The organism is Pseudomonas sp. PDM18 (assembly GCF_014852585.1).
Taxonomy (GTDB): domain Bacteria; phylum Pseudomonadota; class Gammaproteobacteria; order Pseudomonadales; family Pseudomonadaceae; genus Pseudomonas.
Genome location: NZ_JACVBX010000021.1, coordinates 16,134 through 40,393, shown reverse-complemented (window position 1 = coordinate 40,393; position 24,260 = coordinate 16,134). Strand labels below are relative to the sequence as shown.

The 24,260-nt window shown below is 66.5% G+C and carries 26 protein-coding genes; 21 read left to right on the top strand and 5 right to left on the bottom strand.

Going from position 1 to position 24,260, the window contains the following annotated elements; translation table 11 throughout:
• Positions 1–83: 83 nt before the first annotated feature.
• Entirely contained in the window at positions 84–632 is a 549-nt protein-coding gene (locus tag IB274_RS28200; RefSeq protein WP_192436087.1) for a hypothetical protein, read from the top strand.
• Here the strand turns inward: IB274_RS28200 and IB274_RS28195 are convergent, their stop codons facing one another.
• The 3 genes from IB274_RS28195 to IB274_RS28185 form a co-directional block, all read right to left on the bottom strand.
• Positions 633–1,259 carry a trimeric intracellular cation channel family protein gene (locus IB274_RS28195; protein ID WP_024765229.1) on the bottom strand — a complete coding sequence of 209 codons (627 nt, stop codon included), beginning with the start codon at positions 1,257–1,259 and terminating at the stop codon, positions 633–635.
• Between the two features lie 122 nt (positions 1,260–1,381).
• Positions 1,382–1,855: a YchJ family protein gene (locus IB274_RS28190; protein WP_138212539.1), complete on the bottom strand. Its 474-nt coding sequence runs from the start codon at positions 1,853–1,855 to the stop codon at positions 1,382–1,384.
• Positions 1,856–1,857: 2 nt separating this feature from the next.
• Positions 1,858–2,346 carry a DUF6231 family protein gene (locus IB274_RS28185; RefSeq protein WP_192436086.1) on the bottom strand — a complete coding sequence of 163 codons (489 nt, stop codon included), beginning with the start codon at positions 2,344–2,346 and terminating at the stop codon, positions 1,858–1,860.
• Positions 2,347–2,486: 140 nt separating this feature from the next.
• Between IB274_RS28185 and IB274_RS28180 the strand changes: the two genes are divergently transcribed.
• From IB274_RS28180 to IB274_RS28170, 3 genes are all read left to right on the top strand, one after another.
• Positions 2,487–3,119, top strand: coding sequence for an OmpA family protein (locus IB274_RS28180; protein WP_192436085.1), 633 nt, complete (start codon positions 2,487–2,489; stop codon positions 3,117–3,119).
• Between the two features lie 120 nt (positions 3,120–3,239).
• Positions 3,240–3,542, top strand: a complete 303-nt coding sequence (locus tag IB274_RS28175) for a DUF1145 domain-containing protein (protein WP_192436084.1) — start codon at positions 3,240–3,242, stop codon at positions 3,540–3,542.
• Positions 3,535–4,299, top strand: coding sequence for a collagen-like protein (locus tag IB274_RS28170; protein WP_192436083.1), 765 nt, complete (start codon positions 3,535–3,537; stop codon positions 4,297–4,299). Before IB274_RS28175 ends, IB274_RS28170 begins: the two co-directional genes overlap by 8 nt.
• A gap of 69 nt (positions 4,300–4,368) precedes the next feature.
• On the opposite strand, the gene IB274_RS28165 is transcribed toward IB274_RS28170, so the two are convergent.
• Positions 4,369–4,833, bottom strand: a complete 465-nt coding sequence (locus tag IB274_RS28165) for a CopD family protein (protein WP_192436082.1) — start codon at positions 4,831–4,833, stop codon at positions 4,369–4,371.
• Positions 4,834–4,955: 122 nt separating this feature from the next.
• Here IB274_RS28165 and dinG point away from each other — a divergent pair, with 122 nt between their 5' ends.
• The 6 genes from dinG to IB274_RS28135 all read left to right on the top strand — a co-directional run bounded on the left by dinG (position 4,956) and on the right by IB274_RS28135 (position 13,805).
• Positions 4,956–7,100, top strand: a complete 2,145-nt coding sequence (gene dinG, locus IB274_RS28160) for an ATP-dependent DNA helicase DinG (RefSeq protein WP_192436081.1) — start codon at positions 4,956–4,958, stop codon at positions 7,098–7,100.
• A gap of 79 nt (positions 7,101–7,179) precedes the next feature.
• Positions 7,180–9,462, top strand: a complete 2,283-nt coding sequence (locus IB274_RS28155) for a beta-galactosidase (RefSeq protein ID WP_192436080.1) — start codon at positions 7,180–7,182, stop codon at positions 9,460–9,462.
• A gap of 103 nt (positions 9,463–9,565) precedes the next feature.
• Positions 9,566–10,711: a serine hydrolase domain-containing protein gene (locus IB274_RS28150; RefSeq protein WP_192436079.1), complete on the top strand. Its 1,146-nt coding sequence runs from the start codon at positions 9,566–9,568 to the stop codon at positions 10,709–10,711.
• A gap of 243 nt (positions 10,712–10,954) precedes the next feature.
• Positions 10,955–11,761: an OmpA family protein gene (locus tag IB274_RS28145; protein ID WP_192436078.1), complete on the top strand. Its 807-nt coding sequence runs from the start codon at positions 10,955–10,957 to the stop codon at positions 11,759–11,761.
• Between the two features lie 108 nt (positions 11,762–11,869).
• Positions 11,870–12,517 carry a pyridoxamine 5'-phosphate oxidase gene (pdxH, locus tag IB274_RS28140; protein WP_192436077.1) on the top strand — a complete coding sequence of 216 codons (648 nt, stop codon included), beginning with the start codon at positions 11,870–11,872 and terminating at the stop codon, positions 12,515–12,517.
• 148 nt (positions 12,518–12,665) lie between these two features.
• Complete coding sequence (locus IB274_RS28135) at positions 12,666–13,805, top strand: glycerate kinase (protein ID WP_192436076.1); 1,140 nt, start codon at positions 12,666–12,668, stop codon at positions 13,803–13,805.
• Here IB274_RS28135 and IB274_RS28130 read toward each other — a convergent pair.
• On the bottom strand, positions 13,790–14,026 hold the full coding sequence (locus IB274_RS28130) for a hypothetical protein (protein ID WP_192436075.1): 237 nt from the start codon (positions 14,024–14,026) through the stop codon (positions 13,790–13,792). The genes IB274_RS28135 and IB274_RS28130 overlap by 16 nt on opposite strands.
• A gap of 206 nt (positions 14,027–14,232) precedes the next feature.
• On the opposite strand from IB274_RS28130, the gene IB274_RS28125 reads away from it, so the two are divergent.
• The 11 genes from IB274_RS28125 to IB274_RS28075 all read left to right on the top strand — a co-directional run bounded on the left by IB274_RS28125 (position 14,233) and on the right by IB274_RS28075 (position 24,157).
• Positions 14,233–14,697, top strand: coding sequence for a glycine zipper 2TM domain-containing protein (locus IB274_RS28125; protein WP_192436074.1), 465 nt, complete (start codon positions 14,233–14,235; stop codon positions 14,695–14,697).
• Between the two features lie 257 nt (positions 14,698–14,954).
• Positions 14,955–17,771 (top strand): monovalent cation/H+ antiporter subunit A, encoded by a 2,817-nt coding sequence (locus tag IB274_RS28120; protein ID WP_192436073.1) that lies wholly within the window; start codon positions 14,955–14,957, stop codon positions 17,769–17,771.
• A complete protein-coding gene (locus IB274_RS28115) occupies positions 17,771–18,103 on the top strand; it encodes a Na+/H+ antiporter subunit C (protein WP_192289560.1) in 333 nt (110 codons plus the stop codon). The genes IB274_RS28120 and IB274_RS28115 overlap by 1 nt, the downstream gene beginning before the upstream one ends.
• Positions 18,100–19,596: a monovalent cation/H+ antiporter subunit D gene (locus IB274_RS28110; protein ID WP_192436072.1), complete on the top strand. Its 1,497-nt coding sequence runs from the start codon at positions 18,100–18,102 to the stop codon at positions 19,594–19,596. The genes IB274_RS28115 and IB274_RS28110 overlap by 4 nt, the downstream gene beginning before the upstream one ends.
• On the top strand, positions 19,593–20,093 hold the full coding sequence (locus IB274_RS28105; protein WP_192436071.1) for a Na+/H+ antiporter subunit E: 501 nt from the start codon (positions 19,593–19,595) through the stop codon (positions 20,091–20,093). Before IB274_RS28110 ends, IB274_RS28105 begins: the two co-directional genes overlap by 4 nt.
• Positions 20,078–20,347: a K+/H+ antiporter subunit F gene (locus IB274_RS28100; protein ID WP_138520768.1), complete on the top strand. Its 270-nt coding sequence runs from the start codon at positions 20,078–20,080 to the stop codon at positions 20,345–20,347. Before IB274_RS28105 ends, IB274_RS28100 begins: the two co-directional genes overlap by 16 nt.
• Positions 20,344–20,679, top strand: a complete 336-nt coding sequence (locus IB274_RS28095) for a Na+/H+ antiporter subunit G (protein WP_192436070.1) — start codon at positions 20,344–20,346, stop codon at positions 20,677–20,679. The genes IB274_RS28100 and IB274_RS28095 overlap by 4 nt, the downstream gene beginning before the upstream one ends.
• 461 nt (positions 20,680–21,140) lie before the next feature.
• Positions 21,141–22,046: a DMT family transporter gene (locus IB274_RS28090; RefSeq protein ID WP_192436069.1), complete on the top strand. Its 906-nt coding sequence runs from the start codon at positions 21,141–21,143 to the stop codon at positions 22,044–22,046.
• Positions 22,047–22,084: 38 nt separating this feature from the next.
• A complete protein-coding gene (locus tag IB274_RS28085) occupies positions 22,085–23,185 on the top strand; it encodes a PLP-dependent cysteine synthase family protein (protein WP_192436068.1) in 1,101 nt (366 codons plus the stop codon).
• A 16-nt stretch (positions 23,186–23,201) separates the two neighbouring features.
• A complete protein-coding gene (locus tag IB274_RS28080) occupies positions 23,202–23,891 on the top strand; it encodes an aspartate/glutamate racemase family protein (RefSeq protein WP_192436067.1) in 690 nt (229 codons plus the stop codon).
• Between the two features lie 14 nt (positions 23,892–23,905).
• Positions 23,906–24,157, top strand: a complete 252-nt coding sequence (locus tag IB274_RS28075) for a hypothetical protein (RefSeq protein WP_081517755.1) — start codon at positions 23,906–23,908, stop codon at positions 24,155–24,157.
• The last annotated feature ends 103 nt before the right edge of the window (positions 24,158–24,260 follow it).

Below are 24,260 nucleotides of genomic sequence, written 5' to 3'. Positions count from 1 at the left end.
TCGGCCGCAAGTTGTTGTTACGTTAAAAGAAGCTGCACCATACTGGCCGAATGTAACCGGCGGGTTAACACAGGAGAGTGAAGATGAGCCGCTATGAGATTGCCTTCTCGGGACAGACCGTACCGGGTGCTCAGCTCGAAACGGTGAAAGCCAACCTGGCCAGGCTGTTCCAGGCCGACGCGCAGCGCATCGAACTGCTGTTCTCCGGCCGGCGCATGGTGATCAAGAACAACCTCGATGCCGAGGCCGCGGAAAAGTACCGCAGTGTGATCGAGCGCGCTGGCGCCGTCGTCGAAGTGGTCGACATGGACGCGCAGATCGAGGAAATCGAACTGGCCCCGCCGCCGCCCGCCGAGCCTGTCAGCGCACCCGTACAGCCTGCTGCGGCGCAGGGTCGCCTGAAAGTGGCGCCGCGAGACGAATACATGGCGGCATTCGCCGACGTGGATGCTCCGGACTTCGGGCTGGCGCCGGTGGGCACCGACCTGCAGGACGAGAAGCCCGACGCCCAGGCGCCGCGCGTGGACCTCAGCCAGTTCAGTGTCGCCCCGGTGGGCAGCGACATGGGCCAGGCCAAGCCCGAGCCTGCTGCGCCTGCGCCAGATACCAGCCACCTCAAGCTACAGGACTGATCAGTCGCCCTGGTGCGGGTCGTCCTTGTAGACGAACTTGGGCATTTCCCAACGGAAGCGGATCGCCAGCATGCGGAACAGGAAGCCGGCAAACAGGGTGATCAGCATGGCCTGCTCCTTGGGCAGGTCGATCTGCAGGCAGATCAGGTAGCACCAGGCGCTGGCGAACGACACGCTGGCGTACAGCTCGCGGCGGAAGATCAGCGGCACGTCGTTGCAGAAGATGTCCCGCAGGATGCCGCCGAATACTCCGGTAATCACCCCGCTCACGGCGGCGATCAGTAGGCTGTGGCCCATCTCCAGGCTGACCTGGCAACCGATCAGGGTGAAGGCCACCAGGCCCACGGCGTCCAGCGCGAGGAACATCGAGCGCAGGTGGCGCATCAGCGGCGCGATGAACACCGTGACAAGCGCCGCGCCGGCCGTCAGTGCCAGGTACTCCGGGTGACGCACCCAGGTCAGCGGATAGTGGCCCAGTAGCATGTCGCGCACTGAACCGCCACCCAGGGCGGTGACGCAGGCCACCAGCACCACGCCGAACAGGTCCATGCTCCGCCGGCCGGCGGACAGCGCGCCGGTCATGGCTTCGGCGGTGATGGCGATGATATAGAGAACGGTCAGCAGCATGGCGAGGTCCGGCAGGAGTAGCCGGTGCGGCGAAACACCGCCGCCCCGGAAAAAAGCGCGGATTCTAGCCCAGACACCGAACGCCCCCAAGTGGGGCGAGTTCGCGCCTTACTCGATGCTGTCTACTCAATCCAGGGCCCGCAGCATTTCTTCAGCTTGCCGCCGGCGCCGCAGGGGCACGGGTCGTTGCGTCCCAGCTTCATCGCTACGGTGGGGTCGAGGAAGTACCAGCGCCCGTCGCGCTGGACGAATCCCGAACACTCGCGGTGGCTGTGTTCGCCGCCGGCATCGTGCCAGCGTGCAATGAAGGTCACTCGTGCATGTTCCGGCTGGCCGCCGAGCACTTCATGACTCACCACTTCCAGGCCCAGCCAGGTGCTGCCCAGGCTCCAGGTACGGATCGCGTCCAGGTCCAGGCCCTGTTGCTGGGCGGGCAGCGTCGTGTCGCGCAGGTAATCCACCAGGCCCAGCGCGTAGGCGCTGTAGCGCGAGCGCATCAGCGCCTCGGCGGTGGGCGCCGCGACGCCGGCATGGAAGCGCCCGCAGCAGTCGGGTAATGGGCGGCCGCTGCCGCAGGGGCAGGTCGGTTCGATCATGGTCACCACCAGTACTTGCCGAAGTTTTCCGGGTTGGCCCAGAACTTCGCATTGAGCCAGTCCGGGACCTGTTTGTATTCGTGCAGATCGTAGGTGAACAGGGTGATCACCTGCTCGTCGCGCTGGAAGCGCTCGCAGGCCTGCATGGCCAGGGCGTAGAAGTCGGCGTCCTGCGCCTGGGCCGCGTCGAGGTCTACCAGTACCGCCACGCGGCTGCTGTTGAGGTTGCGGATGCCGCCCACCAGTTGCTGCGCTTCGCGCCGCGGCAGGTGCTCCAGGCAGTCGGCCAGCAGTGCGAGGTCGTAGCGCTGGCCGGCCAGTTCGGCGGGCAGCGCCCCGGCGTCGGCGTGAAACAGTTCGCAATCCGGATGCGCCGCGAGGAAGGCATCCACCGCCGGGATCTGGCTGGCACCTACCACCAGGAGGCGCTGCGGCGCGTAGCGATCAAGCAGGGCGGCCAGGGCTTGTTGCGGCGTGCGTGTCGAAATCATGGGGCTCGTCGAAGGCGAAAAATAATGAACGAAGACTAGCGTGTGACACCCATATGGCCTAGTGCTGGCGCATTCTGTCAGTCACGTCTTTACTCGGTAATTGTCGGTCAAGACCCGATCATTAGAGGAGACATAACTTTATGAGCATCACAAGGACCGCTTTACCCCTGCTGCTGGTAAGCACGTTGCTCACCGGCTGCGCAGGGTTGCAGAAGTCCGATTGGCCAACCTGCGCCGTGGTTGGCGGTGTCGGCGGCGCCGGTCTGGGTTCCATCGAAAGCAGCGCCTGGGCTGGTTGGGGGGCCCTGATTGGTGGCGTGCTGGGGGCGTCCTACTGCTGGGTGCATGGCGCCGCAGAGCAAGTGGCCGAGGTTCCGCCGCCTGCACCGGCTCCTGAGCCTGCTCCGGCTCCGCTGCCCAAGGAAGAGACCATCGTGGTGCGTGACCTGCACTTTGCCTTCGACTCGTCGAAGATCGATGCGCAGGACAAGGACAAGCTCGATACCATCGCTACCCGCCTGAAGGGTGAGGCCGCGACCACCGAGCTGAACATCGGCGGTCACACCGACAGCATCGGTACCGACGCCTACAACCAGAAACTGTCCGAGCGCCGCGCCAACGCCGTGTCCAACTACCTGGTCGACTCTGGCGTACCTGCCAGCAGCATCAAGTCGGTCGTCGGTTATGGCGAGAGCCAGCCGGTTGCGGACAACAAGACCAAGGAAGGCCGCGCCGAGAACCGTCGCGTGGAAATCAAGATCACCCGTCAGTAAGTCCGGCGTGATCTGTACAAAGGGGGCCTTCGTGGCCCCCTTTGTCATTCCCGGTTGCCACTGGCACAGGCGGGGGCAGAGGCGTATGTTCCCCGGCAAAGAAAAACACGGGGGCACTTCATGAAAGCGTTGTTGGGGCTGGGCAAACTGATTGCCCTGTTGTTCTGGCTGGCGGTGCTGGCGAACCTGATCCAACCCTTCGCACATCCCTTCGCGCTGCTGCTCAATGCGGCGGGGGCGCTGATCCTGCTGATCCACATTGTCGAAGTCTTGGCGCTGCGCAAGCGTCTGCAGGGCCGCCCGCATCCGGGCATGGACCGCCTGCAGATCCTGCTGTTCGGCGTCTTCCATTTCGCTACCCTGCCGCAGCCAGCAGTGGAACAACCGGCATCCGCAAAAGTAGAAGGAGATACCCATGCGTAAGTCGATGCTGGGCCTGGCGCTGTTCGCACCGCTGGTGTGTTCGGCCGCCGGCACTGTCTCGGTGGAAGCCAATACCGTGCTGCGCCTGCCGGTGAAGGGCGAGAGCCTGAGCCTGGACCGCATCAGCGTCGGCCCGGAAGGCGCGCTGCTGATTCCGTCGCGGGTGAAGGAACTGAAGATCGGCGAGCTGGACCTGGCGAAGAATGCGCGGATCGGCGTGTTCCCCGGCAACGATGCGCTGCAGATCGACGTGCAGCACGGCAACCTCGCAGACGGCAGCGTGATCGCCGCGCAAGGCAGTTCTGGCAGCTTCGACAAGCCTGCCAGCAGCGGCCGCAACCTGGTGCTGCGGTTGCAGGACGTGCAGGTGGAGAACCTGCTGATCGACGTCCGTGGCGGCGTCGGCGCGCCGGGCTATGACGGCCTGGATGGCGGCAGCGCGCAGACTTCCGGCTGCCTGTGGGGCAGCGGGAAGTCCGCCGGCGACGGCCAGAACGGTGCTGACGGCCAGACTGGCGCGTCCGGCGGCGTGGTGCGCCTGGAAGTGCCGGAGCAGTTCGACGTCGAGAAGATCAGGGTGCGCCTGGAAGGTGGCGCTGGCGGAGCGGGCGGCAAGCCCGGCAAGGCAGGCCCGCGCAGCAGTGAGAAGGGCTGCTGGTTCTATTCGGTGGCGGGCGAGAAGCCCGGCGCGGAAGGCCAGGGCGGTGCGGAAGGGGCGAAGGGCAGCGAAGGCCGCCTGGACGTGAAGCGCTTCTGAGTCGAGGTCATGAAAAAGCCCGCCTGGTGAAAATCAGGCGGGCTTTTTTTGTCCCGGCGGAGTGGCGTCTTACCAGTGCGGACGCGCGGCGACGAAAGCCACCAGCGCCATGCCGATCAGCAGGTTCAGGCCCACGGTCTTGCGGATCTTGCCCAGCGCGGCGCCGCCGGCCGGCCAGTCCTCGGCGCCCACCGCGCGGCGCAGCTCCGGCAGTTGCAGCGCCTGGATGCGCAGGAACAGCGCAAGCATCGCGACATACAGTCCCATCATCACCTGCACGTAGCGTGGCGCGCCGGCCATGCCGTTGAAGCTCAGGTGCAGCATGCCCACGCCGGTCACCGGCAGCAGGATCACCGCGGCCCACACCCAGCGGAAGAAGCGCGGGAACACCTCCAGCCACAGCTTCAGCCGGGGCGGCGCCTCCAGCGCGACGACGGCGGCCGGGCGCAGGATCATCCAGGCGAAGAACATGCCGCCCACCCAGACCAGGGCGGCCAGGACGTGCAGGGCATAGACGAGGGCAAAGGGTGTCATTCGGACGATCTCCGCTGGCGATTGAAGTCAAGCGCGCTATCATAGCCGCCGATTCGAACCACTGAAAATTTATCCAGCATCCGGATGTGTCCTCGAGGCACGCTCCGGGGCCCGGGAAGTCCATGCTCAGCACCGAACTCAAGGCCACGATCCAGGGCGCCTACTCGCGCTTCCTCGAGGCCAAGGAACTCAAGCCGCGCTACGGCCAGCGCCTGATGATCGCCGAAGTCGCCAAGGTCCTGGGGACCATCGCCAGCGACGAGGAAGGCCATCGCCTGGGCGATGCCGCCGTGGTCGCCGTGGAAGCCGGCACCGGCACCGGCAAGACCGTCGCCTACAGCCTCGCCGCCATCGCCTGCGCCAAGGCCGCCGGCAAGCGTCTTGTAGTCGCCACCGCCACCGTCGCCCTGCAGGAGCAGATCGTCCACAAGGACCTGCCCGACCTGCTGCGCAACTCCGGGCTGTCGTTCAGCTTCGCCCTGGCCAAGGGACGCGGTCGCTACATGTGCCTGTCCAAGCTCGACCACCTGCTGCAGGAAGGCCAGGCGCAGAGCGCCACCGCCCAGCTGTTCGAGGAGGAAGGTTTCCGCATCGACGTGGACGAGACCTCCAGCAAGCTGTTCAACCAGATGATCGAGCGCCTGGCGGGCAACCGCTGGGACGGCGACCGCGACTCCTGGCCCGAGGCAATCGAGGACGCTCAGTGGGCGCAGGTCACCACCGACCACAGCCAGTGCACCAATCGCCATTGCCCGAACTTCCAGCAGTGCGCCTTCTACAAGGCGCGCGAAGGCATGACCAAGGTCGACGTGATCGTCACCAACCATGACCTGGTGCTGGCCGATCTCGCCCTGGGCGGCGGCGCGATCCTGCCGGACCCGCGCGACACCCTCTATGTGTTCGACGAAGGCCACCACCTGCCGGACAAGGCCATCGGCCACTTCGCCCACTTCACCCGCCTGCGCGCTACAGCCGACTGGCTGGGTCAGGTGGAGAAGAACCTGACCAAGCTGCTGGCGCAGAACCCGCTGCCGGGCGACCTCGGCCGCCTGATCGAACAGGTGCCGGAGCTGGCCCGCGAGCTGCGCACGCACCAGCAGTTCATGTTCACCGCCTGCGAGGAAGTTGGCGATTTCCGCGCCGGCGAGGACATGGAAGGCCGCGAGCGGCCGCGCCATCGCTTCGAGGGCGGAGTGATCCCCGAGCACATCCGCGAGATGGGCATCGAGCTGAAAAAGGGCTTCTCCAAGCTCACCGACCTCTTCACCCGCCTCACCGAAGTGCTCAAGGAAGCCATGGACGGGGAGGGCAGCGTCGGTATCGCCAGCCACCAGGCCGAAGAGTGGTACCCGCTGTTCGGCAGCCTGCTGTCGCGCGCCCAGGGCAACTGGGAGCTGTGGACCGCCTTTACCAGCGAAGACCCGGAAGACAGCCCGCCCATGGCGCGCTGGCTGACCCTCGCCGAGAGCGGCACCTTCTACGACATCGAGGCCAACGCCAGCCCGATCCTCGCCGCCGAAACCCTGCGCCGCAACCTGTGGAACGTGGCCTACGGCGTGCTGGTGACCTCCGCCACCCTCACTGCGCTGGGCACCTTCGACCGCTATCGGATGCGCGCCGGCCTACCGCGCGCCGCCGTTACCGCCGTGGTGCCGAGCCCGTTCCACCATGCCGACGCCGGCGTGCTGCGCGTGCCGGACCTCAAGGCCGATCCGCGCGATGCCGCCGCCCACACAGCGGCGATCATCCGCGAGCTACCGGAGATCGTCGAAGGTTCGCGCGGTTCGCTGATCCTGTTCTCCTCGCGCAAGCAGATGCAGGAAGTCTTCGACGGCCTGGACCGCGACTGGCGCAAGCGCGTGCTGATCCAGGGCAACCTGTCCAAGCAGGAAACCCTGAACAAGCACCGTTCGCGGGTCGACGATGGTGAGCCGAGCGTGCTGTTCGGCCTGGCCAGCTTCTCCGAAGGCGTGGACCTGCCTGGTGCCTATTGCGAGCACGTGGTGATCGCCAAGATTCCCTTCGCCGTGCCGGATGACCCGGTGGAAGCGGCGCTGTCGGAATGGATCGAGGCGCGCGGCGGCAATCCCTTCATGGAGATCGCCGTGCCCGACGCCTCGCTGCGCCTGGTGCAGGCCTGTGGCCGCCTGCTGCGGACCGAGCAGGACCGCGGCACCATCACCCTGCTGGACCGCCGTGTGGTGACGCAGCGCTACGGCAAGGCCATCCTGAACGCGTTACCCCCATTCCGCCGAGAAATCGCTTGAGTGTGCGGGAGCGAGCTCCCGCGCTTGCTGTCAAACGAACGCCCGCCGTCCGGCGGGCGTGTTGCAAGGACTCGAATCCATGACATCGATGCGTTGGCATCTGCCTCTGCTGCTCACCCTGGCCATCGCCAGTGCCCCGGCCTGGTCGGCTGGCGGCAATGAAACCCTGTTCAACTTCGTCAAGCCGATGGCCGTGGTCAGCGTCACCACTCAGAACGCCGACCTGCCCAGCTCCACCGCCGAGGCCACGCCCGAAGGCGAGATCCTGCGCCGGGTGAACTTCAACCCCGCGCCGCAACCGACCTTGCGTCTTGCGCCATCCAGCGGTAGCTGGGACTGGTCCCAGGCCGACAGCATCAGCCTGCGCATCCAGAACGCCATGGACTGGGCCATCACCCTGGAAGTGGAAATCGAAGGCGTTGCCGGTGCCCCCGGTCTGCGCGCGAGCATCGCCCTGCCGCCGGGCCCGGCGCAGACCTTGGTGATCCCGCTGCACGCCATCGCCCCGGAAGACTTCGGCATGCGTGCAGGCGTGCCCATGCCCGTCACCCAGGACGGCCAGCGCCTGCTGCTGGCTAGCAAGGTCACGGGCGAGCTGAACCGCAGCCAGGTTGGCGCGGTGAAGTTGTTCCTCACCTCGCCCAAGGCAGCCCAGGACATCCTCGTCGGCCGCTTCGGCACCCGCGCCGGCAACGACGAATACCACAAGGCCTACACCGGCATCGTCGACGCTTTCGGCCAGTCCACCCGCAGCGACTGGCCGGAGAAGGTGAAGAGCCCCGAGCAACTGGCGAGCGCCTGGAAAGCCGAAGGCGAGCAACTGAAAAAGTGGCAACCGGCGCCCGGCCGCGACGCCTTTGGTGGCCTGCTGGATGGCCCTGCCTTCGAGGGCACCGGCTTCTTCCGCACCGAAAAGCGCAACGGCCGCTGGTGGCTGGTGACGCCGGAGGGGCATTCGTTCTGGTCCGTGGGCGTCAACGCGGTGAATGCCGATAGCAGCCAGACCTACGTGGAAGGCCGCGAGTACATGTTCGCCAGCCTGCCGAAAGAGGACGAGCCGCTGGCCGCATTCTACGGTCAGCGCGATGACCGCAGTGGCGTCGGCGCCCAGCAGGGCCGCGCGTTCGGCAACGGCCGCTGGTTCGACTTCTACGCCGCCAACCGCTTCCGCGCCGACGGTGGTCTGAGCGCCGAAGCCGCCGCGGTTGCCTGGCGCGAGCGCACCGTGCAGCGCCTCGGTTCCTGGGGCTTCAACACCCTCGGTGACTGGAGCGATCCGGCCTTTGCCGACGAGCCACGCATGCCGTACAGCGTGCCGCTGTCGATCAGCGGTGACTACGCCACGGTCAGCACAGGCTACGACTGGTGGGGCGCCATGCCCGATCCGTTCGACCCGCGCTTCGCCATGGCCGCCGAACGCGCCATCGCCATCGCCGCCCGCGACCACCGCGAGGACGCCTGGCTGCTGGGTTACTACGCCGACAACGAACTGGCCTGGGCCGGCCGTGGCGACGATGACCAGGCGCACTTCGCACTGGCCTTCGGCGCGCTGAAACTGTCCACCGACAGCCCGGCCAAGCGCGCCTTCATCAAGCAGCTCAAGGACAAGTACGAGGATCATGAGCAACTCGCCGAGGCCTGGGGCGTGCAGTTGGGCTCCTGGGAGGATCTCGACGCGCCGGGCTACCAGGCACCGGTCCCGAGCGAGGCGCACCCGGCCATCGCCCAGGACTACAGCGCCTTCCTGCGCCTGTACGCCGACCAGTACTTCAAGACCCTGAAGGACTCGCTGAAGTGGCACGCGCCGAACCACCTGCTGCTCGGCCCGCGTTTCGCCGTCAGCACGCCGGAAGCACTGGCCTCCTGTGCGCAGTATTGCGACATCCTCAGCTTCAACCTCTACGTGCCGCTGCCGCAGCAGGGTTTCGACGCCAACTACGTGCGCAGCCTGGACAAGCCGGTGCTGATCACCGAATTCCACTTCGGCTCCCGCGATCGTGGGCCGTTCTGGGGTGGTGTCGCCGAGGTGTACAACGAGCAGCAGCGTGGCGAGGCGTACCAGCGCTTCCTCGCCGAGGCCGCGAAGGAGCCAAACATCGTCGGCGCGCACTGGTTCCAGTACCTCGACCAACCGGTGACCGGCCGCCTGCTCGACGGCGAGAACGGCCACATCGGCCTGGTCGGCATCACCGACCTGCCGTTCACCGGCTTCGTCGATGCCGTGCGCAAGGCCAACCAGCAGACGCTCAAAGGTATCGACGAGCAAGCCCGCGCCGCCGCCAAGGTGGCGCCGGAGCTGCAGCCAAAACCCACGCCGGCCTCCGACGACAGCGGCGACGAGGAACAGGCCTCGGAGCAATGATCCGACATTCGTGAGACCGCACCCTGCCTTCGGCAGGGTTCCCAGGGGCGGGGTGCGCTGAAAGAATGGCGCCTCCCGCCCTTGTGCATTTCCGGAGCTTGAGATGACCCTGAACGGCCACTGTGATCCGCGCTTCACCCCTGTTGCCGATGCTTTCAGTGCGCTATTCGAGGACCCGCAGGAACGCGGCGCGGCGCTGTGCATCCAGATCGGCGGCGAAACCGTCGTCGATCTCTGGGCCGGCAGCGCAGGCAAGGAGCCGGGCCAGGACTGGCAGGCCGATACGCTGCTCAACCTGTTCTCCTGCACCAAGACCTTCGCCGCCGTCGCCGCGCTGCAACTGGTGGGCGAGGGCCGGCTGGAACTGGACGCACCGGTTGCGCGCTACTGGCCGGAATTCGAGCAGGCCGGCAAGCAGAACATCACCGTGCGCCAGCTCCTTTGCCATCGCGCGGGCCTCCCGGCGATCCGCGAGCCGCTGGCTCCCGAAGCGCTGTATGACTGGTCGAGCATGACCGCCGCGCTGGCCGCCGAAACGCCCTGGTGGACGCCGGGCGCCGAGCACGGCTACGCGCCCATCACCTACGGCTGGCTGGTCGGCGAAGTGATCCGCCGTGTCGACGGTCGCGAGCCCGGCGCGGCCATCATCGCGCGCACCGCCGAGCCGCTGGGGCTGGATTTTCATATCGGCCTGGATGACGCCGAATTCCACCGCGTCGCGCACATTGCCCGGGGCAAGGGCAACCTGGGCGACGCCGCCGCACAACGCCTGTTGCGGACCATGATGACCGATGCCACCGCGCTCTCCACGCGTGCGTTCACCAATCCTCCTTCGGTGCTCACCAGCACCAACAAGCCCGAATGGCGGCGCATGTCGCAGCCGGCGGCCAACGGCCACGGCAATGCGCGCTCGCTGGCCGGTTTCTACACGGGCCTGCTGCAGGGCCGGTTGCTTGACGAAGCGCTGCTGGCCGAACTCACCCGCGAGCATGCCGTTGGCGAGGATCGAACTTTATTGACCTGTACGCGCTTCGGTCTCGGTTGCATGCTTGACCAGCCGAGCGTGGCCAACGCCACCTACGGCCTTGGCCCGCAGGCCTTCGGGCATCCGGGCGCCGGTGGTTCCATCGGTTTCGCCGATCCCGAGCGCGAGCTGGCGCTGGGCTTCGTCGTCAACACACTCGGCCCCTACGTGCTCATGGACCCGCGCGCCCAGCGCCTGGCGCGTCTCGCCGGCGACTGTCTGTAGCGACGAGCGGGAGGAACCTTCCTCCCGCTGCGCCTTCTTAAGGTCGTCCGCATTTGCCGTCGCGCTGGCCGCGACGGCCTTCCCTTGCGCACAGGTATGCGCCGCTCGTCAGTTCGGGATTAAAATCTCGTTCCAACTGAGTAAGTTATGTACAACTCTTAAGCTGATTGCTGAAGTCAGGGTGCCGGGCTTGCCCGTCGCGCCCGGCCTCCCGTCATGTTCCGCCTTTATGGAATCGCTCCCATGAACCTGCTGTTCTCGAATTCGCTGAAAGTCTCCACCCTTGCGCTGTGTGTCGGTCTGTCCGCCTGCAGCCAGTTCCAGTCTCAGGCCAAGGACCCGGCGAATAGCACGGAAAGTGCGGCGGCGGCTGCCAAGCCCGGCACCGGCCACTGGTGGTGGCCGTTCGGTGGTGACGAGGCAGTGAGCGCCGCGGCTCCCGCTCCGGAGAAGAAGCCCGTCGAGGCGGCCAAGGTCGCCGACGCCGGCAGCAAGCAGCCTGGTGGCCACTGGTGGTGGCCGTTCGGCGTGAGCGAGAGCAAACCGGGCACCGACAAGGCCATCAAGCCGCAGGACACCAAGGTCAGCAAGGAATGGCTGGATCAGCACGAGAAGTCCCTGCGGGCAGCGGTGGCTGGCAGCAAGTTCACCGTCGAGCGCCGCGAGAACGCTCTGGTGTTGATCGCACCGGTGGAAGGCTCCTTCAACCCCAAGCGTCCTGAACTGCTGCTGCCGATCACCCTGGCGCCGCTGGGCAACGTGGCGAAGATGCTGCAGAACGATCCGGAAAGCGGCGTGCTGGTGCTCGGTCACAGCGACAGTTCGGGCGACAAGGCGCTCAACGACAAGGTCAGCCTGCAACGTGCCCAGGCTGTGTCCTCGATTTTCCGCCTGAGCGGCCTGGGCGCCGATCGCCTGCGCCTGAAGGGCGTCGGCTCCAGCCTGCCGCGCGCCGACAATGGCAGCGCCGAAGGCCGCGCGCTGAACCGCCGCGTCGAAGTGCTGGTGACCCAGCGAACCAGCCTGCTGGCGCTCGCCCAGGCTAACTGATCCCTTGTGCGCACAGCGTCATTCCAGCCGGAATGACGCTTGTCGTGGATCAAGCGCGAAGGCGCAACTCTGGATAAGCTTAAGGACTTCTTCTGCAGGAGATTTCCGATGGCTCAGACCCTGGCCGATATGCGCCGCGAATATACCCGTGACGGACTGACCGAGACCCAGGCACCCGCCGAACCCTTCAGCCTGTTCAGCCAATGGTTCGAGGATGCGGTAAAGACCGAGCAACTGCCGGTCGAACCCAACGCGATGATGCTCGCGACCGTGGACGCCGACGGCCAGCCGCACTGCCGCGTGCTCCTGCTCAAGGGCCTGGACGAGCGCGGCTTCACCTTCTTCAGCAACTACGAAAGCGCCAAGGGCCAGCAACTGACGGAAAACCCGCGCGCGGCCATGACCTTCTTCTGGCCGGCGCTGGAACGCCAGGTGCGCATCGAGGGGCGGGTCGAGAAAGTCTCTGTCGAAGAGTCAGTCGCTTATTACCGCGTGCGCCCGCTGGGCAGCCGCCTGGGTGCCTGGGCTTCGCCGCAGAGCCGGGTGATCGACGGTCGTGGCGAGCTGGAGCAATTGCTGGCCGAGACCGAGCGACGCTTCGCCGACAGCGCGCCGACCTGCCCGGACTTCTGGGGCGGCTACCGCCTGCTGCCGAGCCGCATCGAATTCTGGCAGGGCCGCCCGAGCCGCCTGCACGACCGCCTCAATTTCCGCAACGAAAACGGCGCCTGGGTGCGCGAGCGCCTCGCTCCCTGATTCGCTGTTTGTTTATCGTAGGAGCGAGCTTGCTCGCGAACCAAGCCTCGCTGAAGCGGTTCGCGAGCAAGCTCGCTCCTGCAAAAGCATGTCCGTCTGTTGTGCGGTGTAGGATGCCCTCCATCCTCCCGCTCAACGGACCTGCCCCATGAAAGTCGTCATCGCTCCCGACTCCTTCAAGGAAAGCCTCTCCGCCCCTGAGGTCGCCGAGGCCATTTCCCGTGGCTGGCTGCGTGCGCGGCCCGGCGACGAAACCCTGCTGCGGCCCATGGCCGACGGCGGCGAAGGCACGGTGGACGCGGTGCTGGCGGCGCGGCCGGGCGAGCGCCGCGAGCTGGACGTCTGCGGCCCGCTGGAACAGCCGGTGAAAGCCCACTGGGGCTGGCTGGTCGACGCCACGGCGGTCATCGAGATGGCGGCCGCCAGCGGCCTGCACTGGGTCCCGGAAGGGCAGCGCGACGCGACTCGCACTACCAGCCGCGGCACCGGCGAGCTGATCCGCGCAGCGCTGGATGCGGGAGCGAGGAAGATCATCATCGGCCTGGGCGGCAGTGCGACCAATGACGGCGGCCTGGGCCTGCTGCAGGCGCTGGGCGTGAGTTTCCTCGATGACCAGGGCAAGGAGCTGGGTGCTGGCGGCGCGCGGTTGGTCGAGCTTGCGCGCATCGACCTGTCGAACCTCGACCCGCGGCTGGACTCAGTTGAGGTCGAAGTGGCCGCCGACGTGAACAATCCCCTTTGCGGTCCCCACGGCGCCTCGGCCGTCTTCGGCCCGCAGAAAGGTGCGAATCCGGCGCAGGTGCAGCAGCTGGATGCCGCACTCAAACGCTTCGCTGAAGTCGCTGCGCTCGCACTCGGGCAAGATCACAGCCTATTCCCCGGTGTCGGTGCGGCGGGTGGCCTCGGCTTCGCCTGCCGGGCTTTTCTCCAGGCGCGCTTCCGTCCGGGCATCGAGCTGATCGCCGAGCTGTCGGAGCTGGAGCCGGCGCTGGCCGACGCGTCGCTGGTCATCACCGGCGAAGGGCGGCTGGATGGCCAGAGCCTGCATGGCAAGACGCCGGTGGGCGTGGCCCATGTAGCCCGGCGCGCGGGCGTGCCGGTGATCGCGCTGGCGGGTAGCGTCGGCGAAGGGCTGGCTGAGTTGCGTGAAGTGGGGATCGAGGCGGCGTTCAGCCTGGCGCCAGGGCCCATCACCCTGGCCGACGCCTGCGCACGGGCGGCGCAGGAACTGGAAAACCGCGCCGAGGCGCTGGCGCGCTTCTGGTCGCTGGCTCAGGCGGCGCGGTAGTCGTCGGCGGCGCGCTGCAGCCAGTCAGGCAGGTCGCTTCGCTTCACCTTCTCGCGCTTGGCGTCAGCCAGGCGTTGCAACAGGTAGATACGTTTTTGCGGATCATCGCCAGCCAGCGACAGCGCCAGGTCTCGGTCCATCCAGCGGCGGATGCGCCAGTAGATCCACCAATGGAAATACAGCCCGGCGGCAGTGGTGACGACGATGATGAAGTAATCCATGTAGATATCCGTGTGGGGTGCTTCTGCTGCGCGCACCAGCCTAACCGATACCCGGGTGCGAAAAACTGAGCCATGGCAGGCGTTTTCGGTGGATATGGCACAAACTGTACGAAAGCTGAATCGAGATCAGCATGTTTCATGACCTGGCGTGACAGGCGGGCTGCTGCCGGAGTCTAATAGTCGTAGCCCTACTCGGAGGTTTCCTAATGCGTAAAACTGCCCTGATCGCCGTGACTTTCGCGGCCCTGGCCATGACCCTCGGCGGTTGCCAGTCCAGCCTGACCGGCGACACCTACACCCGTGAAGAAGCGCGTACCGTGCAGAACGTGCGCATGGGTACCATTCAGGCCCTGCGCCCGGTGAAGATCGAAGGCACCAAGACTCCCATTGGCTCCGTGGCCGGCGCCGCCGTTGGCGGTATTGGCGGCAGCGCGATTGGTGGCGGCAGGGGCAGCTATGTCACCGCCATCATCGGCGCCGTGGCCGGCGGCCTGCTCGGTGCGGCTACCGAAGAAGGCCTGACCCGCACCCAGGGCGTGGAAATCACCGTTCGCGAAGACGACGGCAGCACCCGCGCCTACGTCCAGCAGGTCGACGAAGGTGCCGTGTTCCGCGTTGGCGAGCGCGTGCGCATCTTGACCGTCAACGGTACCAGCCGCGTCGCCCACTGACCGGCAACGGCTGCCCGCCCGTGGCAGCCAGCGAAACCCAGCGCGCGGCAGTCGTTTCGACTGTCGCGCGCTATCGTTTGGGAGATAGGAAAACCTGCCGTAGCCCACTGCGGGCGCGGGTCAAGCTTGCAATTTCGTAATAATTCAATCCATGACGCGTAATCGATAGATATGGATAATCGTCGCCTTTGCAAGTCGGCCGCCTTTGCGCGGTGTTGCCTGTCTGAACGCCGTCCGGCGGTGAAAAGGAGTGGGTCATGACATTGGCGCTGATCATCGCGCTGCCTTTCTTCGGGGTATTGCTGCCGCTGCTGGCCGAGCGTTTCGGCCGTACCGCTTGCGCCGCCGCTACCGGGTTGGTGCCGCTGCTGGGCCTGGTCCTACTGATGGGGCAGCGCTCGGTGCTGGGCGCCGATCCACAGGTACAGCGCCTGGAGTGGCTGCCGGAACTGGGCCTGAACCTCAGTCTGCGTCTGGACGGCCTGGGCTTCCTGTTCGCCCTGCTGATCCTCGGCATCGGCCTACTGGTAATCCTCTACGCCCGCTATTACCTGTCCGAGAGGGAACCCGCGGGGCGCTTCTTCGCCTTCCTGTTGCTGTTCATGGGCGCGATGCTCGGCGTGGTGCTGAGCGAAAACCTGCTGCTGATGCTGGTGTTCTGGGAGCTGACCAGCCTGTCGTCGTTCCTGCTGATCGGCTTCTGGGGCCATCGCTCGGACGCGCGCAAGGGCGCGCGCATGTCGCTGGCGGTCACCGGTGGCGGTGGCCTGGCGCTGCTCGCCGGTATCCTGCTGATCGGCCATGTGGTCGGCAGCTTCGAACTCTCCACGGTACTCGACGCCCGCGAGGTGCTGCAGGCCAGCCCGCTGTTCCCGCTGGCGCTGTGCCTGGTGCTGCTGGGCGTGTTCACCAAGTCCGCGCAGTTCCCGTTCCATTTCTGGCTGCCCCACGCGATGGCGGCGCCGACGCCGGTGTCGGCCTACCTGCACTCGGCGACCATGGTGAAGGCCGGCGTATTCCTGCTGGCGCGCCTGTACCCGCTGCTGTCGGGCAACGACCTGTGGTTCTACCTGGTCAGCCTGACCGGTCTTGCCACCCTGCTGATGGGCGCCTTCATGGCGCTGTTCCAGAACGACCTCAAAGGCCTGCTGGCCTACTCGACCATCAGCCACCTGGGCCTGATCACCCTGCTGTTCGGCCTGGATTCGCCCATGGCCAACGTCGCGGCGATTTTCCACATCATCAACCATGCCACCTTCAAGGCCTCGCTGTTCATGGCTGCCGGGATCATCGACCACGAGACCGGTAGCCGCGACATGCGGCGCATCAACGGCATGTGGAAATACATGCCGCACACCGCCGTGCTGGCGATGGTGGCGTCGGCTTCGATGGCCGGCGTGCCGCTGCTCAACGGTTTCCTCAGCAAGGAAATGTTCTTCGGCGAGACCCTGGCGCAGAACATGATGGGCAGCTTCAACTGGGTGATCCCGGCGCTGGCGACCGTGGGCGCGCTGTTCTCGGTGAGCTACTCGGTGCGCTTCATCCACGACGTGTTCTTCAACGGCGAGCCGATCAACCTGCCCAACCCGCATCCCCACGAGCCGCCGCGCTACATGAAGGTGCCGGTGGAAATCCTTGTGCTGATCTGCCTGCTGGTGGGCGTCATGCCGGGGGTTATCGTCGGCCCGCTGCTGGCCGGCGCCGCCGCGTCGAGCCTGAACGGCGTGCTGCCCGAATACAGCCTGGCGATCTGGCACGGCTTCAACGCGCCGCTGGCGATGAGCTTCGTCGCCACCGCCGGCGGCGTGCTGCTCTACGTGCTGCGCAAGCCGCTGTTCGACTGGTACGCCGGGCTGCCGGCGATGGACGCCAAGCTGGTGTTCGAGCAGCAGGTGCAGCGTGTGGTGCGCTTTGCCACCCGAGTGACCGGCTACCTGGAGAACGGCTCGCTGCAGCGCTACGCCATGCTGCTGGTGCTGGCTGCCGTGGTGGTAGTGTTCGCCGGCCTCGAGCCGCTGCCCGCTATCGAAGGTGATCGCGCGCAGACGCCGCTGGATGGCATCACAGCGCTGGGCCTGGTCCTGCTGGCGATTGCCGGGCCGCTCACCGTTTGGTTCCATCGCCAGCGCCTGACCGCGCTGGTGATCCTCAGCATCGCCGGGTTGCTGGTGGCGCTGGCCTTCGCCCGCTTCGCCGCACCGGACCTGGCGCTGACCCAGCTGTCGGTGGAAGTGGTGACCATGGTCCTGCTGATGCTGGCGTTGTACTACCTGCCCGCGCGCACGCCGAAGACCTCCAGCAGCCTGCGCCGCCTGCGCGATTTCGTGATCGCCATTGGCGCCGGCGTGATGGTTACGCTGCTGACCTATGCCGTGCTCACGCGCCCCTACGACAGCATTGCCGGCTACTACCTGGAAAACAGCGTTTCCGGTGGCGGCGGGCACAACGTGGTGAACGTGATCCTGGTGGACTTCCGCGGCTTCGATACCCTCGGCGAGATCACCGTGCTGGCGATTGCCGCCGTTGGCATCTTCGCACTGCTCGACGGCCTGCGCCTGCTGCGCCGCGAGGGTGACGACGAAGGCCGCGCCTGGGCGAAAGACCGCTTCCCGCCGATCCTCGCCACGCTGTCGCGACTGCTGCTGCCGCTGGCGCTGCTGGTCTCGGTGTTCATCTTCCTGCGCGGCCACAACCTGCCGGGTGGGGGCTTCATCGCCGGCCTGATCACTTCGGTGGCGCTGATCCTCCAGTACATCGCCTGCGGTAGCCGCTGGGTGAGCACGCGCCTGCCGCTGGACTACAGCCGCCTCGCCGGCCTCGGGGTGCTGATCGCCGGGCTGACCGGGCTGGGCGCCTGGTTCTTCGGCTTCCCGTTCCTCACCTCGGCGTTCGGCCACTTCCACATTCCGCTGGTGGGCGACGTCGAACTGGCCACGGCCATGCTCTTCGACTTGGGCGTGTACTTCACCGTGGTCGGTGCGACGCTGTTGATCCTCTCGGGCCTCGGTTCTGTCACTGCACCGCCCCCCTCGTTAGAGCCAAGAGAACCGCTGTTGTCCAAGGAGGCGCCCTGATGGAAGCGCTGTTCGCCATCGCCCTCGGCCTGCTGACCGCCAGCGGCGTCTACCTGTTGCTGCGTGCGCGCACCTTCCCGGTGGTGCTTGGGCTGACCCTGCTGTCCTACGCGGTCAACCTGTTCCTCTTCGCCATGGGCCGCCTGGCCGGCGACCCGGCGGTGATCGGCAAGGTCGCCAACGCCGGTGACCCGATCCCCCAGGCGCTGGTGTTGACCGCCATCGTCATCGGCTTTGCCATGACGGCCTTCGTCATCGTGCTGGCCCTGCGAGGGCTGGCGGATACCGGTGGTGATCATGTCGATGGCGGCGAAGGGGAGGACGGTCGATGAACCACTGGCTGATCCTTCCGGTCCTGCTGCCGCTGTTCGCCGGTTGCGCACTGCTGCTCGTGGGCGAGCGCCTGCAGCGCGGCCTGTCGCTGCTCGCCACCCTGGCCCTGCTGCCGCTTTCCGCCGTGCTGCTGCAACAGGCCGACAGTGGCGTGGTGCAGTTCTACGCGCTGGGCAACTGGCAGCCGCCGTTCGGCATCATCCTGGTGCTGGACCGCCTCAGCGCGCTGATGATCGCTGCCACTGCGCTGCTCGCCAGCCTGTCGCTGATCTACGCGGTGCGCGGGGATGACCGGCGCGGCAAGCGCTTCCATGCGCTGTTCCAGTTCCAGTTGCTGGGTCTGAACGGGGCGTTCCTCACCGGTGACCTGTTCAACCTGTTCGTGTTCTTCGAGATCCTGCTGATCGCCTCCTACGCGCTGCTTCTGCATGGCGGTGGGGCAGGGCGGGTGCGAGCGGGTATGCACTACGTGGTGCTCAACCTCGTCGGCTCGGCGTTCTTCCTCCTCGCGGTAGGTACGCTCTACGGCATCACCGGCACCCTGAACATGGCGCACATGGCCGAGCGCGTGGCCCAACTGAGCGCCGAGCAGGCGCCGTTGGTGCGCGCGGCGGCGTTGCTGCTGCTGGTGGTGTTCGGCCTGAAGGCGGCGCTGCTGCCGCTGTACTTCTGGTTGCCAAAAGCCTATGCCGAGGCCAGCGCGCCGGTGGCGGCGCTGTTCTCGATCATGACCAAGGTGGGTATCTACTCGATCCTGCGGGTCTACACGTTGATTTTCGGCGAGCAGGCCGGCGAGCTGGCGAACCTCGCGCAGGCCTGGCTGTGGCCGCTGGCGCTGGCCGGGATAGTCGCCGGGGCGCTGAGTGCGCTGGCGGCGACCACGCTGCAAGGCCTGCTGTCTTACCTGGTGGTGGTCTCTGCTGGCACATTGCTGGCAGCTATCGCGTTGGGCACGCCGGAGGCGCTGTCCGCCGCGCTCTATTACCTGCTGCACAGCATCTGGGTGGCTGGCGGCCTGTTCCTGCTGGCTGACCTGATTGCCCGCCAGCGTGGGGAGAAGGGTGGCCGACTGGTTCAAGGGCCGGCGCTGCTGCAACCGCACCTGCTCGGTGGCGCGTTCTTCTTCGGTGCCATTGCCGTTGCCGGACTGCCGCCGCTGTCGGGTTTCCTCGGCAAACTGATGTTGCTGCGCTCGGTAAGCGGGGGCGGCGAGGCCATCGCGCTGTGGAGCGTGGTGCTGGTCAGCGGGCTGGTGACCATCGTCGCGCTGAGTCGCGCCGGCAGCACGCTGTTCTGGCGCACCGGCCTGAGCGTGCTGGGCAGCGCCAATCGCGAGCCGGTGAAGATGCTGGCGTGCTTCGGCTTGCTAGCGAGCGCACCGCTGATGGTGGTCGCCGCGCGGCCGCTGATCACTTATGCACAGGCCACGGCAGTGCAGTTGCTGGATGCAGGCCTCTACCGTCAGGCGATCCTGCTGGGAGGTGGCGCATGATCCGGCGCATCCTTCCGCACCCGCTGCTCAGCGGCGTGCTGCTGCTGAGCTGGCTGCTGCTGGTCAACGATTTCTCACTCGGCCACTGGCTGCTCGGCGCCTTCCTCGGCCTGACCATCCCGCTGCTGTGTCGCAACCTGCTGCTGGCTGCGCCGCGTATCCAGCGGCCGGGGCTGCTGCTGCGCTTCATCGGTCTGGTGCTCTACGACATAGTCGTGGCCAACCTGCAGGTGGCGAAGCTGGTGCTGGGGCCGAAGGCGAACCTGCAGCCGGGCTTCGTCGAGATTCCCCTGGAGCTGACCGATGACCTCGCCATCAGCATCCTCGCCAGCGTCATCACCCTGACCCCAGGCACCTGTTCCGCCGACCTCTCTGCCGACCGTCGTACGCTGCTGGTCCACGGTATCGACGTGCCGGACCCGCAGGCGCTGGTGTTGGACATCAAGGCGCGCTACGAGGCGCCGCTGAAGGAGGTGTTCGCATGCTCGGCATCGTGATCCCGATCTGCCTCGCGCTGCTGGGCATCGCGGTGCTGCTCACCGTGGCGCGGCTGATTCGCGGGCCCTCGGTGGCGGACCGCATCCTCGCGCTGGACACCCTGTCGGTGGAAGCCATCGCGCTGATCGTGCTGTTCGGCATCTGGAAGGGCAGCGGCCTGTACTTCGAGGCGGCGCTGCTGATCGCGGTGATGGGCTTCGTCAGCACCGTGGCCCTGTGCAAGTTCCTGCTGCGCGGAGACATCATCGAATGAACGGCGAAATCGTTATCGAAGCGCTGGTCTGCCTGCTGCTTTTGGCCGGTAGCCTGTTCGCCCTGCTCGGCGCCATCGGCCTGTACCGGCTGCCGGATTTCTACACGCGGCTGCATGCGCCGACCAAGGCTTCGACCCTGGGGGTGGGCGGGGTGGTGCTAGCTTCGCTGCTGTACTTCAGCACCCGTGGCGAGGGTGTCGGCCTGCATGAAATCCTGATCACTGTGTTTCTCTTCATCACCGCGCCGGTGAGCGCGCACCTGCTGGCCAAGGCGGCGATGCAGCAGCGGGTGCCGGTGGAGCGGGGGACCAAGGGCTGGCCCTGGGACTGATCTCGAGCCTTGTTTGTGCTGCTTCTGGATTGGGTGTTTTGCGTCGCTTCGGTGTGCGCTGGGACTTCTGGTTTCGCCCCCTCGGGCGACCTACTTTGGCAAACTCCCCAAAGTAGGCAATGGTCTTGCCCCGGACATCCGGTTTTTCGCTTAGGCGAAAAATACCCTCGTTGAATTGAAGTTTCAGGGGCACGCCGCGAAGGGCCATCCCTGGCCCATCGCGGCTTTCGCGACATCCATGTCGCTCAACCCCCGAAACTCCAATTCAACGAGGCCTCCTGAACGGGGCGTTCGGCGCGTGCGGATGTTTCTCTGAAAGTCTTTGAAAGCCAGGGGCGGGCGAGGCATTGGCTCGCTCCTACGAAAGTTCTCCAGCCCATACAGTTTCCCCACGATTCTGTACCTGTCGGTCGCCGGTGCGGGCCTCCTATACTCCGGGGACTTTTTGACTGGAGCGTCCCGTGCAGCAATCCCGGCCGTTCGCCCTCGCGTGCCTGGTGCTGGCCATGGCGCTCTGGGGCAGTTCCTTCATCGCGCTGAAGTTCGCCTTCCAGGAAATGCCGGCCATGTGGGTGATCTTCGCCCGTATGGCGCTGGGCAGCCTGATCTTCCTCGCCGCTTGGCGCTGGCGCGGGCGCATCGACTACCGCGCCGGCGACTGGAAGTGGCTGCTGGCGCTGGCCGCCTGCGAGCCCTGCCTGTACTTCATCTTCGAGTCCTTGGCGCTGCAGCAGACCAGCGCCGCGCAGGCCGGGATGATCACCGCGCTGCTGCCCCTGCTGGTGGCGGTCGGTGCGTTCTTCCTGCTGCATGAAAAGATCGCCCGCAACACCTGGCTCGGCTTCGGTCTGGCGGTGCTCGGCTCGCTCTGGCTGACCCTGGCCAGCGAGCCGGACCGCCACGCGCCCAACCCGCTGCTGGGCAATTTCTACGAACTGCTGGCGATGCTCTGCGCCACCGGCTACACCCTGTTGCTCAAGCACCTGTCGGCGCGCTACTCGCCCTTCATCCTCACGGCCATGCAGGCGTTCATCGGCTCGCTGTTCTTCCTGCCGCTGGCGCTGGCGACCTCCGGGCTGCCGGCGGCACCCGGCCTGACCGGCTGGTTCGCCCTGGTCTACCTGGGCAGCGTGGTCACTGTCGGCGCCTATGGTCTGTACAACTTCGGCGTCAGCCGCCTGCCGGCGAGCCAGGCGACAGGCTTCATCAATCTGATCCCGGTGTTCACCTTGATCTTCGCCGCGCTGCTGCTGGGCGAGGTGCTCAGCGGCCAGCAGGCGCTGGCCGCCGGCCTTGTGTTTGCCGGCGTCGCCCTCAGCCAGTGGCGCAGCGCGCCGCCCACAGCGCCCGCCGGTGTGCTGGACTGAACCCATTGAACCGCTTGCCCTGCCAGGAGAACGACACGATGGCCACCCAGGAACGCAACTGGACCCGTGAGGCGATCCGCATCATCGAAGCGGATTTCCAGCGCAGCGCCGATACCCACTTGATCCCTCTGGAGATGCCCGGCCTGCCCGGCGTGGACCTGTACTTCAAGGACGAGTCGAGCCACCCCACCGGCAGCCTCAAGCACCGGCTGGCGCGCTCACTGTTCCTCTACGCGCTGTGCAACGGCTGGCTTAAGCCGGGCGCGCCGGTGATCGAGGCGTCCAGCGGCTCGACGGCGATCTCCGAGGCGTATTTCGCGCGACTGCTTGGCCTGCCGTTCATTGCCGTGGTACCGGCAAGCACCTCGAAGGAGAAGATCGCGCAGATCGCCTTCTACGGCGGCCAGGCGCACCAGGTCGATGACCCGACGCAGATCTACGCCGAGTCCGAGCGCCTGGCGAAGGAAACCGGTGGCCACTTCATGGACCAGTTCACCTTCGCCGAGCGCGCCACCGATTGGCGGGCGAATAACAACATCGCCGAATCGATCTTCCAGCAGATGCGCCACGAGCGCTTTCCCGAGCCGGCCTGGCTGGTCTCCAGCCCTGGCACCGGCGGCACCCTGGCAACCCTGGGACGCTTCGCCCGCTACCGCCGGCATGACACCCGCGTGCTCTGCGCTGACGCCGAGCGCTCGGTGTTCTTCGACTCCTACAAGACTGGCGACCGCGACCTGACCCTGAGCTACGGCTCGCGCATCGAAGGCATCGGTCGTCCGCGCGTCGAGGCCTCCTTCCTGCCCAATGTGCTCGACGCCTGCTGCAAGGTCCCGGACGACCTGTCGCTGGCGGCCATGCACTACCTGGCGCAGCGCCTGGGCCGGCGTGTTGGCGGCTCCAGCGGCACCAACCTGATCGGCGCGCTGCTGGTGGCGCGGCAGATGGTGGCGCGGCGCGAGAGCGGCTCGGTGGTGGCGATCCTCTGCGACGGCGGCGAACGCTACGAGACCACCTACTACAACCCGCTGTGGCTGATTTCCCAGGGCTTCGACCTCGACCCGCTGATCGAGGCCGTGCGCCAGTGCGCCGAGCAGGGCGTGGCGCTGCCCGGCGAGCTGCCCTGCATCGGGCTGGACTGACCCCATGGAGACTCGCATGAAAACCATCGGCCTGATCGGCGGCATGAGCTGGGAATCGACCATTCCCTACTACCGGCAGATCAACGAACGCATCAAGGAACGCCTGGGCGGCTTGCACTCGGCGAAGGTCGCGCTGTACAGCGTGGACTTCCACGAGATCGAGCGCCTGCAGCATGCCGGCGACTGGGACGCCGCCGGCCGTGTGCTGGCTGACGCCGCCCGTTCGCTGAAGGCGGCAGGCGCGGACTTCCTCGTGCTCTGTACCAACACCATGCACAAGGTGGCGCCGGCCATCGAGGCGGCGGTGGATATCCCGCTGCTGCACATCGCCGACCCGACCGCCCAGGCGATCCGTGCGGCGGGTGTTGCAACGGTCGGGCTGCTGGGCACGCGCTTTACCATGGAGCAGGCGTTCTACAAGGATCGCCTGGTGGACAGGTTCGGGCTGAAGGTTCTGACGCCGAGCGAAGCCGACCGCCAGGTGGTGCATCGGATCATCTACGAGGAGCTGTGCCTGGGGCGGATTCGCGACGAATCGCGGGAAGAGTACCGGCGCATCATCGCTGCGCTGGCGGAGCAGGGCGCCGAAGCGGTCATTCTCGGTTGCACGGAGATTTCCCTGCTGGTCGGCCCGGCGGATGCCTCGGTGCCGCTGTTCGACACCACTGCACTGCATGCCCTGCACGCGGCCGACGCCGCCATTTGAGAAGGACTCACCGCATGAGCTTCATCAGCCTGAGGGTACGCGCAGCATTCATCATGCACGGCTACGACGAGCAGAACCGCGAAGTGATCGAGCAGGTCGCGGACCCGGACTTCGTCGAGAAGCTGGTGCGCATCGAGCGCATCCAGTCGATCAGCGAGAAGTACGTGCTGGTGACCGCCAGCGATGGCCGGCTGGCGTACTGGGAATACGACGGGGAATTCGCCGTGCTGAAGGCGCGGCTGGTGGCGGCGGGGTTGTTGGTTTAAAGCGGGCCCGTAGGGCGAATAACGCGTCAGCGTTATCCGCCGCGGGAAACCGGCGGATAACCTGTTCCAGGTTATGCGACCTACGGCCTGAGCTTCACCGGCG

Excerpts from the sequence above, each read along its gene's own strand:
- IB274_RS28115 (WP_192289560.1), top strand. The coding sequence starts at position 17,771 with ATGGAAGCGCTGTTCGCCATCGCCCTCGGCCTGCTGACCGCCAGCGGC.
- IB274_RS28175 (WP_192436084.1), top strand. The coding sequence starts at position 3,240 with ATGAAAGCGTTGTTGGGGCTGGGCAAACTGATTGCCCTGTTGTTCTGG.
- IB274_RS28170 (WP_192436083.1), top strand. The coding sequence starts at position 3,535 with ATGCGTAAGTCGATGCTGGGCCTGGCGCTGTTCGCACCGCTGGTGTGT.
- IB274_RS28190 (WP_138212539.1), bottom strand. The coding sequence starts at position 1,855 with ATGATCGAACCGACCTGCCCCTGCGGCAGCGGCCGCCCATTACCCGAC.
- IB274_RS28110 (WP_192436072.1), top strand. The coding sequence starts at position 18,100 with ATGAACCACTGGCTGATCCTTCCGGTCCTGCTGCCGCTGTTCGCCGGT.
- pdxH (WP_192436077.1), top strand. The coding sequence starts at position 11,870 with ATGGCTCAGACCCTGGCCGATATGCGCCGCGAATATACCCGTGACGGA.
- IB274_RS28155 (WP_192436080.1), top strand. The coding sequence starts at position 7,180 with ATGACATCGATGCGTTGGCATCTGCCTCTGCTGCTCACCCTGGCCATC.
- IB274_RS28075 (WP_081517755.1), top strand. The coding sequence starts at position 23,906 with ATGAGCTTCATCAGCCTGAGGGTACGCGCAGCATTCATCATGCACGGC.
- IB274_RS28150 (WP_192436079.1), top strand. The coding sequence starts at position 9,566 with ATGACCCTGAACGGCCACTGTGATCCGCGCTTCACCCCTGTTGCCGAT.
- IB274_RS28120 (WP_192436073.1), top strand. The coding sequence starts at position 14,955 with ATGACATTGGCGCTGATCATCGCGCTGCCTTTCTTCGGGGTATTGCTG.
- IB274_RS28080 (WP_192436067.1), top strand. The coding sequence starts at position 23,202 with ATGAAAACCATCGGCCTGATCGGCGGCATGAGCTGGGAATCGACCATT.
- IB274_RS28085 (WP_192436068.1), top strand. The coding sequence starts at position 22,085 with ATGGCCACCCAGGAACGCAACTGGACCCGTGAGGCGATCCGCATCATC.
- IB274_RS28100 (WP_138520768.1), top strand. The coding sequence starts at position 20,078 with ATGCTCGGCATCGTGATCCCGATCTGCCTCGCGCTGCTGGGCATCGCG.
- IB274_RS28200 (WP_192436087.1), top strand. The coding sequence starts at position 84 with ATGAGCCGCTATGAGATTGCCTTCTCGGGACAGACCGTACCGGGTGCT.
- IB274_RS28095 (WP_192436070.1), top strand. The coding sequence starts at position 20,344 with ATGAACGGCGAAATCGTTATCGAAGCGCTGGTCTGCCTGCTGCTTTTG.
- dinG (WP_192436081.1), top strand. The coding sequence starts at position 4,956 with ATGCTCAGCACCGAACTCAAGGCCACGATCCAGGGCGCCTACTCGCGC.
- IB274_RS28145 (WP_192436078.1), top strand. The coding sequence starts at position 10,955 with ATGAACCTGCTGTTCTCGAATTCGCTGAAAGTCTCCACCCTTGCGCTG.
- IB274_RS28125 (WP_192436074.1), top strand. The coding sequence starts at position 14,233 with ATGCGTAAAACTGCCCTGATCGCCGTGACTTTCGCGGCCCTGGCCATG.
- IB274_RS28105 (WP_192436071.1), top strand. The coding sequence starts at position 19,593 with ATGATCCGGCGCATCCTTCCGCACCCGCTGCTCAGCGGCGTGCTGCTG.
- IB274_RS28130 (WP_192436075.1), bottom strand. The coding sequence starts at position 14,026 with ATGGATTACTTCATCATCGTCGTCACCACTGCCGCCGGGCTGTATTTC.
- IB274_RS28165 (WP_192436082.1), bottom strand. The coding sequence starts at position 4,833 with ATGACACCCTTTGCCCTCGTCTATGCCCTGCACGTCCTGGCCGCCCTG.
- IB274_RS28180 (WP_192436085.1), top strand. The coding sequence starts at position 2,487 with ATGAGCATCACAAGGACCGCTTTACCCCTGCTGCTGGTAAGCACGTTG.
- IB274_RS28135 (WP_192436076.1), top strand. The coding sequence starts at position 12,666 with ATGAAAGTCGTCATCGCTCCCGACTCCTTCAAGGAAAGCCTCTCCGCC.
- IB274_RS28185 (WP_192436086.1), bottom strand. The coding sequence starts at position 2,346 with ATGATTTCGACACGCACGCCGCAACAAGCCCTGGCCGCCCTGCTTGAT.
- IB274_RS28195 (WP_024765229.1), bottom strand. The coding sequence starts at position 1,259 with ATGCTGCTGACCGTTCTCTATATCATCGCCATCACCGCCGAAGCCATG.